The sequence below is a fragment of the Mycolicibacterium sp. ND9-15 genome (assembly GCF_035918395.1).
GTDB lineage: Bacteria > Actinomycetota > Actinomycetes > Mycobacteriales > Mycobacteriaceae > Mycobacterium.
On record NZ_CP142362.1, the window covers coordinates 430,476 to 448,553 of the forward strand.

At 67.3% G+C, this 18,078-nt stretch carries 23 protein-coding genes; 15 read left to right on the forward strand and 8 right to left on the reverse strand.

Annotated elements, in window-relative coordinates; all coding sequences use genetic code 11:
• Position 1: 1 nt before the first annotated feature.
• Both QGN32_RS02070 and QGN32_RS02075 read right to left on the reverse strand, forming a co-directional pair.
• Positions 2–1,240, reverse strand: a complete 1,239-nt coding sequence (locus QGN32_RS02070) for a class I SAM-dependent RNA methyltransferase (RefSeq protein ID WP_326547022.1) — start codon at positions 1,238–1,240, stop codon at positions 2–4.
• Entirely contained in the window at positions 1,237–3,237 is a 2,001-nt protein-coding gene (locus QGN32_RS02075; RefSeq protein ID WP_326548889.1) for an APC family permease, read from the reverse strand. The genes QGN32_RS02070 and QGN32_RS02075 overlap by 4 nt, the downstream gene beginning before the upstream one ends.
• Positions 3,238–3,315: 78 nt before the next feature.
• Here QGN32_RS02075 and QGN32_RS02080 point away from each other — a divergent pair, with 78 nt between their 5' ends.
• Both QGN32_RS02080 and QGN32_RS02085 read left to right on the forward strand, forming a co-directional pair.
• Positions 3,316–3,987 carry a potassium channel family protein gene (locus tag QGN32_RS02080; protein ID WP_326547023.1) on the forward strand — a complete coding sequence of 224 codons (672 nt, stop codon included), beginning with the start codon at positions 3,316–3,318 and terminating at the stop codon, positions 3,985–3,987.
• Positions 3,988–4,024: 37 nt separating this feature from the next.
• Entirely contained in the window at positions 4,025–4,690 is a 666-nt protein-coding gene (locus QGN32_RS02085; RefSeq protein WP_326548890.1) for a potassium channel family protein, read from the forward strand.
• Positions 4,691–4,703: 13 nt separating this feature from the next.
• Here QGN32_RS02085 and QGN32_RS02090 read toward each other — a convergent pair whose 3' ends face one another.
• Positions 4,704–5,387: a DUF3159 domain-containing protein gene (locus tag QGN32_RS02090; RefSeq protein ID WP_326547024.1), complete on the reverse strand. Its 684-nt coding sequence runs from the start codon at positions 5,385–5,387 to the stop codon at positions 4,704–4,706.
• Positions 5,384–5,755 (reverse strand): OB-fold nucleic acid binding domain-containing protein, encoded by a 372-nt coding sequence (locus QGN32_RS02095; protein ID WP_326547025.1) that lies wholly within the window; start codon positions 5,753–5,755, stop codon positions 5,384–5,386. The genes QGN32_RS02090 and QGN32_RS02095 overlap by 4 nt, the downstream gene beginning before the upstream one ends.
• Before the next feature lie 134 nt (positions 5,756–5,889).
• Between QGN32_RS02095 and QGN32_RS02100 the strand changes: the two genes are divergently transcribed.
• Complete coding sequence (locus tag QGN32_RS02100) at positions 5,890–6,588, forward strand: serine aminopeptidase domain-containing protein (RefSeq protein WP_326547026.1); 699 nt, start codon at positions 5,890–5,892, stop codon at positions 6,586–6,588.
• A 72-nt stretch (positions 6,589–6,660) separates the two neighbouring features.
• On the opposite strand, the gene QGN32_RS02105 is transcribed toward QGN32_RS02100, so the two are convergent.
• Complete coding sequence (locus QGN32_RS02105; protein WP_326547027.1) at positions 6,661–7,434, reverse strand: DUF3710 domain-containing protein; 774 nt, start codon at positions 7,432–7,434, stop codon at positions 6,661–6,663.
• Positions 7,434–7,898, reverse strand: coding sequence for a dUTP diphosphatase (dut, locus tag QGN32_RS02110; RefSeq protein ID WP_326547029.1), 465 nt, complete (start codon positions 7,896–7,898; stop codon positions 7,434–7,436). The genes QGN32_RS02105 and dut overlap by 1 nt, the downstream gene beginning before the upstream one ends.
• A 25-nt stretch (positions 7,899–7,923) precedes the next feature.
• On the opposite strand from dut, the gene QGN32_RS02115 reads away from it, so the two are divergent.
• A complete protein-coding gene (locus QGN32_RS02115; RefSeq protein WP_326547030.1) occupies positions 7,924–8,400 on the forward strand; it encodes a DUF3093 domain-containing protein in 477 nt (158 codons plus the stop codon).
• Here the strand turns inward: QGN32_RS02115 and QGN32_RS02120 are convergent.
• On the reverse strand, positions 8,397–8,699 hold the full coding sequence (locus QGN32_RS02120; RefSeq protein WP_112555248.1) for a DUF4193 domain-containing protein: 303 nt from the start codon (positions 8,697–8,699) through the stop codon (positions 8,397–8,399). The two genes, QGN32_RS02115 and QGN32_RS02120, sit on opposite strands and share 4 nt — an antisense overlap.
• Before the next feature lie 166 nt (positions 8,700–8,865).
• On the opposite strand from QGN32_RS02120, the gene cei reads away from it, so the two are divergent.
• Positions 8,866–9,522, forward strand: a complete 657-nt coding sequence (gene cei, locus QGN32_RS02125; RefSeq protein ID WP_326547031.1) for an envelope integrity protein Cei — start codon at positions 8,866–8,868, stop codon at positions 9,520–9,522.
• A 39-nt stretch (positions 9,523–9,561) separates the two neighbouring features.
• Here the strand turns inward: cei and QGN32_RS02130 are convergent, their stop codons facing one another.
• Positions 9,562–10,410 carry an inositol monophosphatase family protein gene (locus QGN32_RS02130; protein ID WP_326547032.1) on the reverse strand — a complete coding sequence of 283 codons (849 nt, stop codon included), beginning with the start codon at positions 10,408–10,410 and terminating at the stop codon, positions 9,562–9,564.
• A gap of 121 nt (positions 10,411–10,531) precedes the next feature.
• Between QGN32_RS02130 and ppgK the strand changes: the two genes are divergently transcribed.
• From ppgK to QGN32_RS02180, 10 genes are all read left to right on the forward strand, one after another.
• Positions 10,532–11,338, forward strand: coding sequence for a polyphosphate--glucose phosphotransferase (gene ppgK, locus QGN32_RS02135; RefSeq protein WP_326547033.1), 807 nt, complete (start codon positions 10,532–10,534; stop codon positions 11,336–11,338).
• A gap of 203 nt (positions 11,339–11,541) precedes the next feature.
• Positions 11,542–13,086, forward strand: a complete 1,545-nt coding sequence (locus QGN32_RS02140) for an RNA polymerase sigma factor (RefSeq protein ID WP_326547034.1) — start codon at positions 11,542–11,544, stop codon at positions 13,084–13,086.
• Between the two features lie 91 nt (positions 13,087–13,177).
• Positions 13,178–14,107: a tyrosine-type recombinase/integrase gene (locus QGN32_RS02145; protein ID WP_326547036.1), complete on the forward strand. Its 930-nt coding sequence runs from the start codon at positions 13,178–13,180 to the stop codon at positions 14,105–14,107.
• Positions 14,104–14,352, forward strand: a complete 249-nt coding sequence (locus tag QGN32_RS02150) for a hypothetical protein (protein WP_326547037.1) — start codon at positions 14,104–14,106, stop codon at positions 14,350–14,352. The genes QGN32_RS02145 and QGN32_RS02150 overlap by 4 nt, the downstream gene beginning before the upstream one ends.
• Positions 14,353–14,469: 117 nt before the next feature.
• Positions 14,470–14,712, forward strand: a complete 243-nt coding sequence (locus QGN32_RS02155; protein WP_326547038.1) for a hypothetical protein — start codon at positions 14,470–14,472, stop codon at positions 14,710–14,712.
• Positions 14,713–14,820: 108 nt separating this feature from the next.
• A complete protein-coding gene (locus QGN32_RS02160; RefSeq protein WP_326547039.1) occupies positions 14,821–15,237 on the forward strand; it encodes a DUF2742 domain-containing protein in 417 nt (138 codons plus the stop codon).
• Positions 15,234–17,024: a DNA primase family protein gene (locus QGN32_RS02165; protein WP_326547040.1), complete on the forward strand. Its 1,791-nt coding sequence runs from the start codon at positions 15,234–15,236 to the stop codon at positions 17,022–17,024. The genes QGN32_RS02160 and QGN32_RS02165 overlap by 4 nt, the downstream gene beginning before the upstream one ends.
• Positions 17,021–17,182 (forward strand): hypothetical protein, encoded by a 162-nt coding sequence (locus QGN32_RS02170; RefSeq protein ID WP_326547041.1) that lies wholly within the window; start codon positions 17,021–17,023, stop codon positions 17,180–17,182. The genes QGN32_RS02165 and QGN32_RS02170 overlap by 4 nt, the downstream gene beginning before the upstream one ends.
• A 4-nt stretch (positions 17,183–17,186) precedes the next feature.
• Entirely contained in the window at positions 17,187–17,528 is a 342-nt protein-coding gene (locus QGN32_RS02175; RefSeq protein WP_326547042.1) for a hypothetical protein, read from the forward strand.
• Positions 17,525–17,902 (forward strand): hypothetical protein, encoded by a 378-nt coding sequence (locus QGN32_RS02180; RefSeq protein ID WP_326547043.1) that lies wholly within the window; start codon positions 17,525–17,527, stop codon positions 17,900–17,902. Before QGN32_RS02175 ends, QGN32_RS02180 begins: the two co-directional genes overlap by 4 nt.
• Positions 17,903–18,078 lie beyond the last annotated feature (176 nt).

Consider the following 18,078-nt stretch of genomic DNA (forward strand, 5'->3'; position numbering starts at 1 on the left):
TTTACCGGCTCAACACCGCGACACATTCGAGGTGATGGGTCAGTGGGAACGAGTCGAACACCCGCAGCTCCTCGACCGAATAGCCGTGTCCCCGGTATAGCCCGACATCGCGTGCGAACGACGCTGCCTCACAGCCGATGTGGATCAGCCGGGGCACCCCGGCGCTCGCCAGCAGATCGATCACCTCGCGGCCGGCCCCCGTCCGCGGCGGGTCGAGCACCGCGACATCGGCCCGGCGCCGCTGGGCGGCCACCGCTCGGCGCACCGAGTCGGTGACCACCGACACCCAGCCCATGTCGCTCAGCGCGGCCCGCGCCGCTCGCGATGCTCCCCGCGAGGTGTCCACGGTGAGGACCTGGCCCGTCTCGCCGACGGCCTCGGCCAGCACGGCCGCGAAAACGCCTGCCCCGCCGTACAAGTCCCACGCCGTCATCCCGGCGCTCAACTGAGCCCAGTCGGCCACCAGCCGGCTGTAGAGCGGCGCCGCGTCACGATGCGACTGCCAGAAGGCGGTCACGGGCACCCGCCAGGTCCGTCCGCCGACGCGCTGAACGGCCTCGTAGTCGCCCTCGATCACCTGTGTGGGGGCCTTGCGTCCGCTGTCGCGTCCTGCCCGGGGTCCAGACTGTACGACGTGACGCGCGCCGTCGTCGTCTAGTGCGACGTGCAGCTGTGCGCCAGGTGGCCAACTGCGCTCGGCCAGCCCGTCGAGCATGCCGTCGGGTAGCTGTGCGCAGTTCAGCTCGGTGACGAGTTCGGCGCTGTGATAGCGGTGGAATCCCGGTCGTCCGGCGGCTGTGGTGTCCAGCCGGACCCGCGTGCGCCACCCGGTCGCGCCGACGTCACCGACCGGATCGGCGGTGGCCTCGGCCTCGTCACGCCACTGGTAGCCGCCCAGCCGCATCAGCTGGTTGGCGACGACCGCACCCTTGAGTTTGCGTACCGCGTCCGGTTCTGCGAACGCCATGTCGCAGCAGCCGGCGCCGTCCGCGCCGGCGATCGGACAGATCGACTCGACGCGCTCGGGCGACGGTTCGATGACTTCGATCGCGTCGGCGTGCCAATACTTTCCGCGATCGGCGACCACCCGCACCCTGACCCGCTCGCCGGGCAGCGCATAGCGGACGAACACGACACGGCCGTCATGGCGCGCCACACAGCTGCCGCCGTTGGCAGGTGGCCCGGCGGTGAGCACGAGTTCAGACGGCAGCCCGGACGGGCCGCCGGGTTCCCCGGTCAATCCAGAAGTCCCCTGCGCGCGTCGCCCGGGGCCGACTGCGGCTGCAACGTCTTGAGCCGCTCCGACGAACTCAGCTGCCACGGAACCGAAGTCACCATCACGTTGGGCTCGAACAGCAGCCGGCCCTTGAGCCGGAGCGCACTCTGGTTGTGCAGGATGTTCTCCCACCAGTGGCCGACGACGTATTCCGGAATGAAGACGGTGACAACGGTGCGCGGTGACTCCCTGGTGATGCGCGCGACGTACTCGAGCACCTTCTCGGTGATCCCGCGGTACGGCGAGGCCAGTACCTTCAGCGGGACACTGATATCGCTCTCCTCCCACTTGTGTACGAGCGCCCGCGTCTCGCCGTCGTCGACGCTCACGGTGATCGCCTCCAGCGTGTCCGGCCGGGTCGCCCTGGCGTAGGCCAGCGCACGCATCGTGGGCAGGTGCAGTTTGGACACCAGCACGATCGCGTGGTTGCGGCTCGGCAGAACCAGGTCCCCCGCCGCGGCGGCCTGCTCCTCGAGCTCTCGTGACACGGTCGCGTAGTGCTTGTGGATCAGCTTCATCATCACAAAGAGAGCGACCATCGCCAGGATCGCGATCCATGCTCCGGCAACGAATTTCGTCACCACGACGATCACCAGCACCGTGCCGGTGCAGGCGCAGCCGATCGCGTTGATAACCCGGGATCGGATCATCTTGCGCCGGATCATGGGCTCGGTCTCGCTACGCAGCAGCCGAGTCCAGTGCCGGACCATGCCGAACTGGCTGAGCGTGAACGAGACGAACACCCCGACGATGTAGAGCTGGATCAGCGCGGTGACTTCGGCGCGGAACGCCACCACGAACGCGATCGCGGCGAGCGCCAGAAACAGGATGCCATTGGAGAACGCGAGCCGGTCTCCGCGGGTGTGCAGTTGCCGTGGCAGGTACCGGTCCTGGGCGAGGATCGATCCGAGCACCGGGAACCCGTTGAACGCGGTGTTGGCGGCCAGCACCAGGATCAGCGCCGTGACACCGGCGATGACGAAGAGCCCCGCGGTGAAGTCGTGGAACACCGCGTCGGCCAACTGAGCGATCAAGGTCTTCTGGTGGTAGTCCGGCGGGGCACCGACGAGTTGTTCGTGTGGCCGCTCGGCGATCTGCACACCGGTTGCCCTGGCCAGCATGATGATGGCCATGAACAGCGAGATCGCGATCAGGCCGAGCAGAGCCAGCGTCGTTGCGGCGTTGCGTGCCTTCGGTTTACGGAAAGCCGGCACACCGTTGCTGATGGCCTCGACGCCGGTGAGCGCCGCGCTGCCCGACGAGAATGCCCGTGCGACGAGGAAAACCAGCGCGAACCCGAGGATTTCACCGTGTTCGGAGCGCATTTCGAAGCCCGCCGATTCGGCTCGCAGCGGTTCGCCGAGCACGTAGATCTGGAAGAACCCCCAGCCGAGCATCGCGAACATGCCGAGTAAGAACGCGTAAGTCGGGATGGCGAAAGCGGTCCCCGTCTCCTTGACCCCGCGCAGGTTCAGCGCCGCCAGCAGCAGGATCGCGATGACGGCGAACAGCACCTTGTGGTGGTTGATGAACGGCACGGCCGAGCCGATGTTCGACATCGCCGAGGACATCGACACCGCGACCGTGAGCGCGTAGTCCACCAGCAGCGCACTGGCCACGGTGACGCCGGCAGTCGGCCCGAGGTTGGTGGTGACAATGTCGTAGTCTCCGCCGCCGTCCGGGTATTCGTGCACGTTCTGCCGGTAGCTGGCGATGACGACCAACATGACCCCGGCGACTGCCAGGCCGATCCACGGTGTCATCGAGTACGCGGCCAACCCGGCGACCGACAGCACCAGGAAGATCTCTTCCGGCGCATAGGCCACCGACGACAGCGCATCGGAGGCGAAGACCGGAAGGGCGACCCGTTTGGGCAGCAGGGTGTCTCTGACCCGGTCGCTGCGAAAGGGCCTCCCGAGGACCCACCGCCGCGCGGTGGAAAGCTTGGACACGAGTGCCAAGAGTAAGCCCAGCGGCATTTGACCGTCGGGAAGCTGTAGCGTTCTCCACTGCACGGGTTCGACAGGAAGGACCGTGGAGTGCGTGTAGTGGTGATGGGGTGCGGCCGGGTGGGTGCGTCGCTGTCGGACAGCCTCTCCCGGATCGGCCACGACGTCGCGGTCATCGACCGGGACGGCACCGCCTTTCACCGGCTGTCACCGGAGTTCTCCGGCGAGCGGGTGCTCGGGATGGGCTTCGACCGCGACGTGCTGCTGCGTGCGGGCATCGAAGAAGCGGGCGCGTTCGCCGCGGTGTCGTCGGGCGACAACTCGAACATCATCTCGGCGCGGGTGGCGCGCGAGACCTTCGGCGTCGAGCGGGTCGTCGCCCGCATCTACGACGCCAAGCGCGCGGCGGTCTACGAGCGGTTGGGCATTCCCACGGTGGCCACCGTGCCGTGGACCACCGACCGGTTGCTCAACGTGTTGACCCGCGAGACCGAGACCACCAAGTGGCGCGACCCCACCGGCAACGTCGGCCTGACCGAGCTGGCGCTGCACGAGTCGTGGATGGGCCGCCGGATCACTGAACTGGAGGCGGCCACCGGCGGCCGGGTGGCGTTCCTGATCCGCTTCGGGGCCGGCCTGCTGCCCGACGGCAAGACCGTCATCCAGGCCGGCGACCAGGTCTTCATGGCCGCGATCGCCGGACATATCGCCGAAGCGCTGGCCATCGCGGCGTTGCCGCCGAGCGAGGACCTCGAAAGCTGATGAAACGCGTCCACCACGACATGGAGGAGTGGCGCAGTTGAAGGTCGCCATCGCCGGGGCCGGCGCCGTCGGCCGGTCCATCGCTCGCGAACTCGTCGACGCCCACGAGGTGACCCTGTTCGAACGCAATCCCGACCACATCGACGTCGACGCGATCCCGGCGGCGCAGTGGCGGTTGGGGGATGCGTGCGAGCTGACCATGCTCGAGTCAGTCCAACTCGAGCAGTTCGACGTGGTGATCGCCGCCACCGGGGACGACAAGGTCAACGTGGTGGTCAGCCTGCTGGCCAAGACCGAGTTCGCGGTGCAGCGGGTGGTGGCCCGCGTCAACGACCCGCGCAACGAGTGGTTGTTCGACGAGAGCTGGGGAGTCGACGTGGCGGTGTCGACGCCACGCATGCTGGCCTCGCTCGTCGAGGAGGCCGTCGCCGTCGGCGATCTGGTGCGGCTGATGGAGTTCCGCAAGGGTCAGGCCAACCTCGTCGAGATCACCCTGCCCGACGACACCCCGTGGGGCGGTAAGCCCGTCAGACGCCTCGAACTGCCACGCGACTGTGCGCTGGTGACGATCCTGCGAGGCCCCCGCGTGATCGTGCCCGAGTCCGACGAACCGCTCGAGGGCGGCGACGAACTACTGTTCGTGGCCGTCGCCGAAGCCGAGGACCAATTGCAGGATCTGCTGTTGCATCCGCAGCTGGGTTGACACGGCGCCCGATCTATCCGCCGGCCGGAGCCCTCAGGTCGTCCGGCGCCTCGTTCGCGGCGATGGCTTTCTGCGCGGACCGGATCGCCAGATAGGTCACCAGGGCGGCAACCGCGGTCAGCGGCCAACCCATGGAGATGCGCGCGACGCCCAACCAGCCGGTCTGGTCGGCGTCGTAAAGATGCCGTTGCACGACGAAGCGGGAGGCGAACACCGCGACCCAGAACAGCGTCGCGATGTCGAACGCCGTCACCGCCCTGCGTAGCCGGCGCCAGTCGCGGCTGTGGCCGTTGACCCAGCCCCACACGTAGCCGACCACGGGACGGCGGATCAGCACCGACAGCGTGAACACCGCCGCCCAGAACAGCGACGACCAGATGCCAAGCAGGAAGTAGCCTTTCGACTCCCCCATCACGTAGGCGATCAACGCGCAGATGCCCACACCGAAGAAGCCGGAGATCGCGGGCTGGGCGGACTCCCGGCGAGCCAGCCGCCATGCGAGGACGACCCCGGCCACGCCGAGCGCCGCGACGATGGCCGGCACGAGCCCGAAAATCTGGGAGACCGGAACGAACGCCACCACGGGCAGCGACGAATAGATCAGCCCACTGACACCGCCCATCTGGTCGAGGACGGCGTTCGCCTTCGTCGACTGCTGGGTTCTCGGTTGCCCCGGTTCGGTTCCGGGGTCGCTCACTTCTGAATCTCGTAATGCGGGTTGTAGATGGCCTTGGCCCCGTTGTCGAGCTTGCCGACGCGCCCATGCACCTTGAGGGTGCGGCCGGCCTCGATACCCGGGATGCGGCGCTGGCCGAGCCAGACCAGCATCACCGAATCGGTGCCGTCGAACAGTTCGGCCTTCACACCGCTGGCGCACGCCTTGGTGTTGCACTCGACGCTGCGGAGGGTGCCGACCATCGTGACTTCTTGACCGCGCTGACAGTCGATCGCCTTCTGAGCGCCGGTCATGGCGGCTTCGTCGCTGAGCTCCTCGAGATCGAGTTGCTCGGGGTCCTCCGTCAACCGACGGGTGAGCCGGCGCAGATACCCTTCGGCCGTTGCCATGGCCTCTCCTGACCTATCGCAGATCCACCGTGGATCTACCCGAATAATCGCCACGGTAACCCTGTTGGTTACGAGATGCCACGCCGGGTCACCTCGCCGCGCCGGGCGCTTTGAGGGCAAGGCACGATCGAGCCATGACGGTCGATCTCCGCGGCGTCACGACCGTGCTGTTGCCGGGCACCGGATCGGACGATGACTTCGTCTACCGGGCGTTTTCCGGAGCCCTGCACGAGCAGGGTGCGACGGTGGTCACACCGCCGCCCCAGCCACACCGGCTCGTCGACGGCTACCGCGAGGCCCTCGACGAGGCGGCACACGACGGGGCGATCGCCGTGGGTGGTGTGTCGATCGGCGCCGCGGTCGCCACCTCGTGGGCGCTGGCCCACCCGAGTCGCACGGTCGCGGTGCTCGCCGCGCTTCCGGCGTGGACGGGGACTCCGACGCATGCGCCCGCGGCGGTCGCGGCGCGTCACTCCGCGGAGTTGCTGCGCCGTGACGGCCTCGCGGCCACCACCGCGGCCATGCGGGCCTCGAGCCCGCAGTGGCTGGGCGACGAACTCGCCCGGTCGTGGTTGGGCCAGTGGCCGCTACTGCCGGAGGCGATGGAGGAGGCGTCCCGATACGCCGCGCCCACCTTCACCGAGTTGGAGCGGTTGGCCGTCCCGCTGGGCGTTGCCGCCGCGACCGACGACCCGGTGCATCCGCTCGAGGTGGCCGCCGAGTGGGTGGCGGCGGCGCCGCGGGCGGCGCTGCGCACGGTCACACTCGACCAGATGGGCGCCGACCCGGCGGTGCTGGGCGCGGCATGTGTGGCCGCCCTGCTGGATGCCTGATGGCAGTCAAGGCGTTAACCGGTGGATCGCACGCACGTGGTACGTGGGATCCACCGGTTAGCGCGCAAAAACTCAGCCGCCGGTGATGGTCCGCAACTGCTGCATCGCCGAACCCTGGGCACTGCGGCGCGCGACCGGCTCGGCCGGCGGCTCTTGCTCGCCGCCCTGCTGAGCTTGTTGCGCCTGCTGAGCCGCGGCCTGTTCAGCGGCGGCGCGCAGTTGGTTGGCCATCGGCTCCGGCAACTCGACCGCCAGGGGCGTGCGTACCGGCAACGGAGTGTCACCGCGGCGAACCACGCTGTCGGCCAACGCTTCCCGCGCTTCGGCGGCGAGCGCCTCGATGTGTTCCTGGGGACCGTTGACGACGCAGCGGATCATCCACCGGTAGCCGTCGACCCCGATGAAGCGCACGACGCCGGGCTGACCCTGCTGCGCCGCCTGAGCCTGCTGCGCGGACGCCACGCCGACGACCTCACGTCCCCACGGACCGTCCTGGATCGACACCTGGGCGCCGTCCTTGCGTAGCGAGTCGGCCAGTTCTCTTGCGATGTCGCGCCACAGGCTGCCGGTCTTGGGCGCCGCGTAGGCGGCGACGGTGAACCGGCCGTGCGGAGTGACGACCCACACCGCACTGGGCACGCCCTGCGGGGTGAGCTCGACCTGCACCTGACCAGCCGCGGGCAACGGGATCAGCACCGAGCCCAGATCCAGCCGGCCCGCCGCCGCTGTCTCGGCGTCGTCGAAGTCCTCGATGTCGAACGGACCTTCCAACTCCCCGTCGACCGGATCGACCGTCTCTTCGACGCCGCTGACGTCGTCGTTGTCTTTGCTTCTACCGAATGCCATCACAAACTCGCATGTCCGCCGGAGGAACCGTGGCCGCCGTCGCCACGGGAGGTTTCGCCGAGACCGGCCTCGTCGAACGACGTGACCTCGACCAGCTCGGGCAACTCGACCCGCTGAACCAGCAACTGGGCGATGCGGTCCCCGCGGTGCACGACGATCGGCACCTGCGGATCGAGGTTGATCAGCGCCACCTTGATCTCGCCACGGTACCCGGCGTCGATCGTCCCTGGGCTGTTGACAATCGAAAGTCCCACGCGGGCAGCTAAACCCGAACGAGGGTGCACCAGACCGACCATCCCGTGCGGGATGGCCACCGCGATACCGGTGGGCACCAGCGCCCGGTGACCGGGCGGCAGGTCCACGTCGAGCGCACTGAAAAGGTCGACGCCTGCGTCGCCGTCATGGGCGCGACTGGGCATCGGCAGATCAGGGTCTAGGCGCACGACCGCCAGAGAAGTGGGCACGACGTCAGAGATTACTCTTGGCCGCGTGTCCGACACGCGCGCCACGACGCAATCCGTGCGCTACCGCGAGCGCCTGTGGGTGCCGTGGTGGTGGTGGCCGCCGGGCTTGGCGCTCGCGGCCTTGATCGCCGTCGAAGTCGAGATGGGCGTCTCTGGCCTGCCCCGATGGCTGGCGTACGCCGTGCTGCTGCCCGTCGCGGCAGTCGTGCTGCTGTGGCTGGGGCGTACCGAGGTGCGGGTCGTCAGCGGGCCCGACGGCACCGAACTGTGGGCGGGGGACGCGCATCTGCCGACCGGCGTGATCGCCCGCTCGGCCGAGGTGCCGCGCAGCGCCAAATCGGCCGCGCTGGGCCGTCAACTCGACCCGGCCGCCTACGTCGTACACCGGGCATGGGTCGGCCCGATGGTTCTGGTGGTACTGGACGATCCGGATGACCCCACGCCGTATTGGCTGGTGAGCTGCCGGCACCCGGACCGGGTCCTGGCCGCGCTGCGGAGTTAGGCCGCGCAGTCCGAACAGATCATCACTCCGTTTTTCTCGCTGGCCAGGCGGCTGCGGTGATGCACCAGGAAGCAGCTCGAGCAGGTGAACTCGTCAGCCTGTTTGGGCACCACCCGCACCGACAGCTCTTCACCCGAGAGGTCGGCGCCCGGCAATTCGAAGGACTCTGCGGACTCTGACTCGTCGACGTCGACAACCGCCGACTGGGCCTCGTTACGCCGCGCCTTCAGCTCCTCGAGCGAATCTTCCGAGACGTCATCGGTCTCGGTGCGCCGCGGGGCGTCGTAATCGGTAGCCATCTTCGTCCCCTCCGGATAAACCATGTGCAGCAGAGCTTTGTACCAGCGTCGAACGCATCCGCCAAACGTTTCGTGCCCGTATTGGTACCCGTTCCACTGTGATTTATGTCACAAGAGCTATCGTTCCATGCGAAGAACGCGGGAGCAGGGGCTTTAGAGTGCACTCGTGGTCGCGCAAATCACACAGGGAACCGCATTCGACGAGCACGGTCGCCCCTTCCGGCGGCGGAACTACCTGCCGGCGATCGTATTGTTCGTCGCGCTGTCGGTGGCGACCCTGCTGGTGTGGGTCATCGCCTTGAACAGACCGGCCGACGTGCAGGAAGCGGCAATCTGCAATCCGCCCCCTGCGCCAACCGATCCCAGTGCGCCGGCCCCCACCCTCGGTGTGCAGGTGTCGCGTGCCGACATGGTCGACGTGAGCCCCGCCCGCCTCGCCGACACCAAGGTCAGGGTGCTCAATGCCAGCGGTCAGGGCGGCCAGGCCGCCGAGGTGGCCACGGCGTTGAAGGATCTGGGGTTCGCCGAACCGACCGCGGCCAATGACCCGATCTACACCTCCGCCCGCCTGGCCTGCCAGGGCCAGATTCGTTTCGGCGAGGCCGGACGCGCCGCGGCCGCCGCGGTGTGGCTGGTCGCGCCGTGCACCGAACTGTTCGAAGACGAGCGCGGCGACGACAGCGTGGACCTGGCCCTCGGCACCGATTTCACCGAGTTGAGCAGCAGCGACGACATCGAAGCGATGCTCGCCAGCCTGCGACCGGATGCCACCCAGGCGGCCGATCCGTCGTTGCTGTCGAAAATCCACTCGACAGCCTGCTGACACTGGTATCCGGCTGTCCGGCAACCGCTTTCGCGCCGCTTAGAACGCACCAGCGCGGCGCAGTGCGGCGTCCAGCGCGGCTGATACACCCGGTGCCGCGGCGACGATAAACCCCGGTGCGCCAGCTGCCCCCTGCCCCTGCGGCAGCTCCAGCGCGGCACCCGCCTCGGCGGCGATCAGGGCCCCGGCCGCCCAGTCCCACAGGTGCACATCGTTTTCGTAGTAGGCGTCGAGCTGGCCCGCCGCGACCATGCACAGATCCAGTGCGCACGATCCGATGCGGCGCACGTCACGCACCGCCGGAAGGACCCGGGCCAGCACCGCGGCCTGTCGGGCACGCTGCTCGCGGTCATAGGAAAACCCGGTGCCCAGCAACGACATTGACAGATCGTCAGCTGCGCTGGTGTGCAGCTGCGTGGTCACCTCGGCACGCCGCAGATACGCGCCGTGGCCGACCGCGGCCGAGTACACCGCGCCGGCGGCCACGTTCGCGACCGCGCCGGCCACCGAAACCCCGTCGCGCTGCACGGCGACCGACACCGCATAGGCCTCCAGCCCGTAAAGGAAGTTGACCGTGCCGTCGATCGGATCGAGCACCCAGGTCAGTCCGTCCCCGCGGGCGGCCGTCCCGCCTTCCTCTTCGCCGAGCACGTACTCACCGGGGCGCAGCACCGCGAGCCGGTCGCGGATCAGCCGTTCGGTCTCGGTGTCGACGATGGTGACCGGGTCGGTGGGCGAACTCTTGGTCCGGACGGGCAAGGTATCGGGCGACGAGCCGAGGTCGCCAAAAACCTCTGCGCGACGCCGCCGCACGAAGTCGGCCGCCTCGGTGGCCAGTTGCTCGGCGACCGAGCGCAGCAGGACGGGGTCGGCGTCGTTGTCGGACATTCACCCATCGCAGCACGTTTCGGCATTCGTTGTCGCGACCTGTCTGCGCGACAGGTGCGTGCCGGCTCGGCCCACCCACTAAGGTGTGGGGCGCATGACCTGGCTGAAGTAGAGGAGCTTCATGACCGCGACCGATTCGCCCGCCGGCGCGTCGAGCGTCAACGGGGGCCAGCGCCGCGGATTCGGAATCGATGTCGGGGGCAGCGGCGTCAAGGGCGGCATCGTCGATTTGAGCACCGGGCAGTTGATCGGTGAGCGCTTCAAGCTCGAAACTCCGCAGCCCGCGACCCCCGAGGCGGTCAGCAAGACCGTCGCCGCGGTGGTCCGCGAGTTCGGCTGGACGGAGAAGGTGGGCGTCACCTACCCCGGTGTGGTCACCGACGGCACCGTGCGCACGGCGGCCAACGTCGACAAGGGCTGGATCGGCAGCAACGCCGCCGAGTTCTACCGCAACGCCCTCGACGGACAGCAGGTCACGGTTCTCAACGATGCCGACGCGGCCGGGTTGGCCGAGGAGAAGTTCGGCGCGGGCCAGGACAACACCGGCGTCATCGTGCTGCTGACCTTCGGCACCGGTATCGGTTCGGCGGTGATCCACAACGGCATTCTGCTGCCGAACACCGAGTTCGGCCACATCGAGGTCGGCGGCAAGGAAGCCGAGCACCGCGCAGCGTCGTCGGTCAAGGAACGCAAGGGCTGGAGCTACCAGCGCTGGGCCGTTGAGGTGACGAAGGTGCTGGTAGCGATCGAAAATGCGATCTGGCCGGACCTGTTCATCGCGGGCGGCGGCATCAGCCGCAAGGCCGAGAAGTGGATCCCGCTGCTGACGAACCGCACGCCGGTGGTGGCCGCGACGCTGCAGAACACCGCGGGCATCGTCGGCGCCGCGATGGCCGCTGAGGAAGACGTCACAGCTACCGCCAGGTAGCCACGCCCGGAACCTGCGATTTGCCGCTGAAGGCGGCGTTATCCCACACTGTCGTTACAATGGTCGACGGCGGCCGCAGCCTGGATAGCGACGATCATCAACCGCCAATATTCGACAGCCGACGCTCATCGGTGGGGCACACACCCTCCCCGCGCTTAGCGGTGGGCCCAGCCCGCGATGAGTAGCACGAGGAAAGGGTGTACGTGGCAGCGACAAAGGCAAGCCCGGCAACCGATGAGCCGGTGAAGCGCACCGCTACCAAGACCGCCCCCGCCAAGAAGCCCGCGGCGAGCCGCGCATCAGGCACCGCGGCGAAGTCGGCCCACGGGATGGCACCGGCCAAGAAGGCCGCCAAGACCACGTCCCGCTCTGCCACCAAGGCACCGGCCAAGAAGGCCGCCAAGGTCACCGCGAGCAAGGCGCCGGCCAAGCGCGCGACGAAGGCCGCCAAGTCCACCGCGCCCCGCGGGCGTGCCAAGAAGGACGCCGCGGCAGAGCCTGACCCCACCACGGCCGACGCCACCAAGGCCGACGTCGACGCCGAAGAGCTCGAGGCCGACGACCTGGAAGCCGAGCCCGGTGAAGATCTCGCGGTCGAGGAAGCCGACATCGATCTCGGGGATCTCGAAGTCGACGACGAGCCCGCCGAAGACAGTGCGGCGGCCAGCGAAGGTGACGCCCCTGCAGCGGAGGCCGGCGACGAGGCCGCCGCCGAGGATGAGGAGATCGCCGAGCCGTCCGAGAAGGACAAGGCGTCGGGGGACTTCGTCTGGGATGAAGAGGAGTCCGAGGCGCTGCGGCAAGCCCGCAAGGACGCCGAGCTGACCGCGTCGGCCGACTCGGTGCGTGCCTACCTCAAGCAGATCGGCAAGGTCGCCCTGCTCAATGCCGAGGAAGAGGTCGAGCTGGCCAAGCGCATCGAGGCCGGTCTGTACGCAACGCAGCTGATGGCCGAGTTCACCGACAAGGGCGAGAAACTACCCGCCGCGCAGCGTCGCGACATGATGTGGATCTGCCGCGACGGCGACCGCGCGAAAAACCATCTGCTGGAAGCGAACCTGCGTCTGGTCGTGTCGCTGGCCAAGCGCTACACCGGTCGCGGGATGGCGTTCCTGGACCTCATCCAGGAAGGCAACCTGGGCCTGATCCGCGCCGTCGAGAAATTCGACTACACCAAGGGTTACAAGTTCTCCACTTACGCCACCTGGTGGATCCGCCAGGCGATCACCCGCGCGATGGCCGACCAGGCCCGCACCATCCGCATCCCGGTGCACATGGTCGAGGTGATCAACAAGCTCGGTCGCATCCAACGCGAGCTACTGCAGGACCTGGGCCGCGAGCCCACGCCCGAAGAGCTGGCCAAAGAGATGGACATCACACCGGAGAAGGTGCTGGAGATCCAGCAGTATGCCCGTGAGCCGATCTCGCTGGACCAGACCATCGGCGATGAGGGCGATTCCCAGCTGGGCGATTTCATCGAGGACTCCGAGGCCGTCGTGGCCGTCGACGCGGTGTCCTTCACGCTGCTGCAGGATCAGCTGCAGTCGGTGCTGGAGACACTGTCCGAGCGTGAAGCCGGCGTGGTGCGGCTGCGATTCGGGCTCACCGACGGTCAGCCGCGCACACTCGACGAGATCGGTCAGGTGTACGGCGTGACCCGCGAGCGCATCCGACAGATCGAATCGAAGACGATGTCGAAGTTGCGCCACCCCAGCCGTTCTCAGGTGTTGCGCGACTACCTGGACTGAGTGCCACCTCGCTTAACTGCTGTGAGCAGCGGATTTACTGCTCTAGTTCAGAATATCACCGAAGTACAACGTTTCTAGTTAAGATATCGGCATGACCGGTATCCAACCGTCGCAGCGACGGCGCAAGCCTGTGGCGCTCGATCTGGCGGCGTTGTTGCCCTCGTGGGAGCTGTCCCTACGCGCTGAGCGCAAGTCAGAACAGACGATCAAGAGCTACTGCGACGGTGTGCGCGCGTTTCTGCGTTGGTGCGATAGCCGGGGCCACTCCCCCGCCCTGGACCGCGATCTTATGAAGGCGTTTGTTGCTGATCTGCTCGACGACGGCGCCGAACCTGCGACCGCACGCGCCCGCCAGCTCGGTATGCGACGGTTCTCGGCGTGGCTTGCCGAGGAAGGCGAGATCGACGCCGATCCGCTGCTCGGGCTCAAAGCGCCGAGGCTCGACGCCAAGGTGGTCAATTCGCTCACCGACGACGAGCTACGCCGACTGATCAAGGCGTGTTCCGGCAAGGATTTTCGCGACCGCCGCGACGAGGCGATAGTGCGCCTCATGTTGGAAACCGGCATGCGCGCCGGTGAGCTTATCGGCCTCACGCTCGACGCTATCGACTTGGAGCGCGGCGTCGTCACCGTGCACCGCGGTAAGGGCGGCAAGGGCCGCACCGCGCCTTTCGGCCCGCAGACTGCGCGCGCCGTTGATCGCTACATACGCGCCCGGCGCGCGCACCGCCTCGCCGGCACCGCGGCGCTATGGCTCGGTGACCGCGGAAAAGGCTTGGAGTACTTCGGTCTTCGCAACGCGCTGCAATTCCGCGCCGAAGTCGCCGGGCTTAAAGGGTTTCATCTGCACCTGCTGCGACACACCGCCGCGTCGCGCTGGCTCGCCGCGGGCGGATCTGAGGGCGGTCTGATGGCCGTCGCCGGATGGTCTACCCGCGACATGATCGACCGGTATACGAAATCCACGGCCTTAGACCGCGCCGCGGCCGAGGCCCGCAACCTCAACCTAGGCGACCTGTGAGCGACGCCCTGCACCGATTCTTCTACGACAAGCCGTTAATCGCTGCCACATGCAAGCGCTGCGGCAAGCTGGTCGCCGTCTACTGGGGGTCGGGCAGCCCCAAAGACGAAGGCTGGCGCCCCGCCCACAGGTGTCGATGCGACCCGCCGCTTCCTACGAGGACCGAGATGGCCGCGAAGATCGCGCAAGCCGACGCGGCTGAACGGAAATGGCTATTCCGCGCCCCGGTCAAGATCTACGTTTAACGCCACGCGGAATTAGGCCACAAATCCGCGGTAGCATAGAGCCTCACATGCTTAGTCGTTAAAGACACACCAACGCGGAGGCGAAGCGCTCCGGAGCCTTGAAAGGGCCTCCGAAGCATGCTCTCTGCCCCTGAGCGCGTACTACGCGCGCAAATCGCCGCCCACATGTCGTGGGCCAACACCGAGAATCGCACCGCCCGAACCGCAAACGCGCGCCGGGCACTAGAAGACAAATGGCTCGCCGAAGCCAACGGCGACCCCATGCGCGCCGAGCACCTACGCAAGGCGTTCTACGCCAAGATGGCGCTCAAGTCCGCGCAGGCCCGCCGTCGTCGCGCCGCCAAGGGCGGCCAAGCATGAACGCGCCCGAATGGCAGCCACGCTGCCGGGGCTGTGACCGGGTGCTGACCCGCTCACAGGATCGCGCCCGCGGCCTGTGCCGTCGCTGCGCGCGGGAGGCGGCCGACGATGCCACCTGACGAAATCAGCCCCGAACCGAGATTCGGGGCCGACCAGCTCGCCAAAGCTGCCACCGATTCTAGTCAGTCGTTGAGCGTTCCCGAGCCGATTGCCCTCTCGCAGCAAGTCAGTTGGTGGGATGTTCACGAATTCGTGTCACCGCTCCTGACAAGCGTGCAGTCGTGGCCGATGATCGGCAGCCCGGCGTGGTGCGAGCTACCCGGCGACGATCCCCGCAAGCTTGCCGCTGTGTTCGACGCTGCGAGGCATTGGGCGCTGCGGGTGGAGACATGCCAGCAAGCCCGCTGCGACGCGGCACAGGCGATCTCAGCGGCATATGACTGGCGACAAATCGCACAACGGCAGTTCGTGCGCGACTGCGCCAGAGAGTTCGGTGCCTACATTCCGCGGGTGAGTGCACAGTGAGCGCGCCAGAGGACGGCCGGGCCGTCTCTCAGCGGCTCTATGAGCAGGGTTTCGGTCGACGAGCGGAGTCGCCGCCTGAATTCGACGCCGATACGCCGAGAGACCAGACAAGCGAGCCGCCACGGCTCGACGATGCCCACATCGCCCAATACATCGCGGGCACAACGCTTGTCGGGAAGTTCTGTTGGTGCGCCGGCATGGGGTGGATGCGCTACACGGATATTGGGTACTGGGAGCCCGTCACCGAGGCGGCCATCGTCGAACGCGTGCGGGTGGCGGTCATCGCGTTGCACGCCAGCGAGGCCCGTCAAGGTGCTGACGCCGAGCGGCTCAAGCGGATATCTGGGTTGTTTGCGGCCAGCCGGATACGCGCCATTGTCGGGCTTGCGAAAGGCATTCTCGAAAGACATTCCGACGAGTTCGACGCGCAGCCCGACCTATTCTGCGCCGGTAACGGCGTGATCGACTTGCGTAGCGGGAAGCTCACGTCACACGACCCCTCCCTGCTGTTGACCAAGCACACTTCAGTCGACTATCGACCGGGCGCAACTCACTCCGATTGGACCAAAGCGCTGACCGCGTTACCAACGGCGTCGGCGGAATGGTTGCGGTGGCGGATCGGCCAAGCGGTCACCGGTCATCCGACACCTGACGACGTGATGCCGGTGTGGCAAGGGACTGGCGCCAATGCGAAAACAACTCTGTTGACTGCTATTACGCGCGCGGTGGGAGAGCATGCCGTCATCGTCCCGGAGCGAGTGCTACTGGCCAATCCCAGCGACCACCCGACTGAGCTGACGACACTCAAGGGCGCTCGCTTGGCGGTACTCGAGGAAACCCCCGAGACCCGGCACCTGAACACCAAACGGCTAAAGGATGTGCTCGGAACCGAGACCATGACGGCGCGGCGCATCGGGAAAGACTCGATATCGTGGCCGCCGACACACTCGCTGGTGATATCGACGAATTACCGCCCAAGAGTCGACGAGACCGATCACGGCACCTGGCGACGGCTGGCACTAGTGCGGTTCCCGTACACCTTTCGCAAGCCCGGTGAGCCTCTCACGGGTCCGTTCGACCGCGAGGGCGACCCAACCCTTCGAGACCGCCTCAAGCAAGGGCGCGACGGCCAGCACGAAGCGGTGTTGGCGTGGGCGGTGAGCGGCGCCGTCGACTGGTACTCCAACGGCCGCGTGTTGCCGCTGGCGCCACCGGAAATAGAGAACGACACAAGCGCGTGGCGGGCAGACTCCGACGCGGTGCTCGGATTCATCTCTGAGCATCTGGTCTTTGATGCGGACAGATACATCGCGACGACCGATCTGCTCGTCGTGTTCAACGGCTGGCTAAAAGGCCGCGGGCATCGTGAATGGTCCGATCAAACTCTCAGCGGACGACTGAAGGACCATGACGCGTGGCAAACCGTCGACTACCAACGGGTCAAAGGCAGCAGACCGGGCATATCCCGCCCAGGATGGTCGGCGGGCACGCTTGGCGAACGGTTCCGCGCTTGGGTCGGTGTCCGGTTCCGCACGGCCGACGATGACAACGACAGTGACAGCGATAACGAGGGAAAAGCCCCGCTGGGACAGGGTGGACAGGGCACTCCAACGCTTCAACAATCTATAGGCTCACGAAAGGCTTTGGACCACCCTGTCCACCCTGTCCACGCCAACGGTCACCGACGACCCTGTTCATGCGGCCGGCCCGGCGTCGTGAGTCGTGAAACCGGCCTCTGTCAATGGTGCGAGCTCAAGGCCGGCAAACGACAGGGGCCGACGTCGTGAGCCGCCGCCGCCGCGTTCCCGTCGACGCCGGCAAGCCCGGTTGGGTCATGCTCGTCGCGACGGTTCTGCACGGCGTTCCCCGTCTCGACGGCGCGCTATGTGCCGGGCAGCCTGGCATATTCGACGCTCACGACGCCGCCGACCGTGACGCGCGCTGAGTCTGTGCCAGCAGTGCCCGTCGCGGGCCGCGTGCGCCGCGTGGGTCCGGTCGCTGCCGTATTCGTGGCGACCGCCCGGCGTCGTCGCCGGGCGCTACCGAGGGCCGCGCCGATGACCGACGACGGACAGTTCCGATGCTTGGTTCTCTACCTCTCGGTGGGGCCGACCGCCGATTCCATCGCTGAGGGCACCGGCGACGCCGCCGACGCCTACGACGTCACCCTCGATTGGCTGACATCGGCCGAGCTGCTGACCATCGCCCGCGACCTCGTAGAGGCCGACGAGCGCGGCGAGGCTATCGCGTCGGTGATGCGCGCGTGGCACACCCTGAGGGGGCTGCAGTGAGCAGACGCCGGCGCAATCTGCGCCGCCTACCACCACCACGCCGAGCAACACCGCGACGGGCGACGACCAATCAACGCGGCTACGACGCGGCGCACAAAGCCGAACGCGAACGCGTCGGGCGCATCGTCGCCGCGGGACTGGCCACCTGCGCCCGCTGCGGTAAGCCCATCCACCCGGCGCACAAATGGCACCTAGACCACCACGACACCGACCGGTCGCGCTACATCGGTCCATCGCACGCCAGTTGCAACGTCTCCGCAGCTCAGCGCCGACGCTGGCTGCGGGCAGCGGGCCGCGACCCCGACAAGCCGCCGAGGCGACCGGCCCGAGCGCTGCGGTTCTTCAATACTGGCAACGGCGACGAAAAGCGATGAACGCCAACATGTTTCACAACGCGAAAGCCTTTGCGGTGCAACCCGTTTCGATGGCACTAGCAAACGCCGCAGCTATGGTGTACCCTCTTTTTTTGAGGGGCTTCGAGCCTGGGGACCCAAGGTCGAGGCCAATTTTTATCCCGCGAATCCACATTGATCTTGATTTTCCAGCAAAC

Bases quoted from the DNA above. Each gene is read 5' to 3' on its own strand.
- QGN32_RS02095 (WP_326547025.1), bottom strand. From the start codon at position 5,755: ATGGCAACGGCCGAAGGGTATCTGCGCCGGCTCACCCGTCGGTTGACG.
- QGN32_RS02100 (WP_326547026.1), top strand. From the start codon at position 5,890: ATGACGGTCGATCTCCGCGGCGTCACGACCGTGCTGTTGCCGGGCACC.
- QGN32_RS02105 (WP_326547027.1), bottom strand. From the start codon at position 7,434: ATGGCATTCGGTAGAAGCAAAGACAACGACGACGTCAGCGGCGTCGAA.
- QGN32_RS02120 (WP_112555248.1), bottom strand. From the start codon at position 8,699: ATGGCTACCGATTACGACGCCCCGCGGCGCACCGAGACCGATGACGTC.
- QGN32_RS02130 (WP_326547032.1), bottom strand. From the start codon at position 10,410: ATGTCCGACAACGACGCCGACCCCGTCCTGCTGCGCTCGGTCGCCGAG.
- ppgK (WP_326547033.1), top strand. From the start codon at position 10,532: ATGACCGCGACCGATTCGCCCGCCGGCGCGTCGAGCGTCAACGGGGGC.
- QGN32_RS02145 (WP_326547036.1), top strand. From the start codon at position 13,178: ATGACCGGTATCCAACCGTCGCAGCGACGGCGCAAGCCTGTGGCGCTC.
- QGN32_RS02155 (WP_326547038.1), top strand. From the start codon at position 14,470: ATGCTCTCTGCCCCTGAGCGCGTACTACGCGCGCAAATCGCCGCCCAC.
- QGN32_RS02160 (WP_326547039.1), top strand. From the start codon at position 14,821: ATGCCACCTGACGAAATCAGCCCCGAACCGAGATTCGGGGCCGACCAG.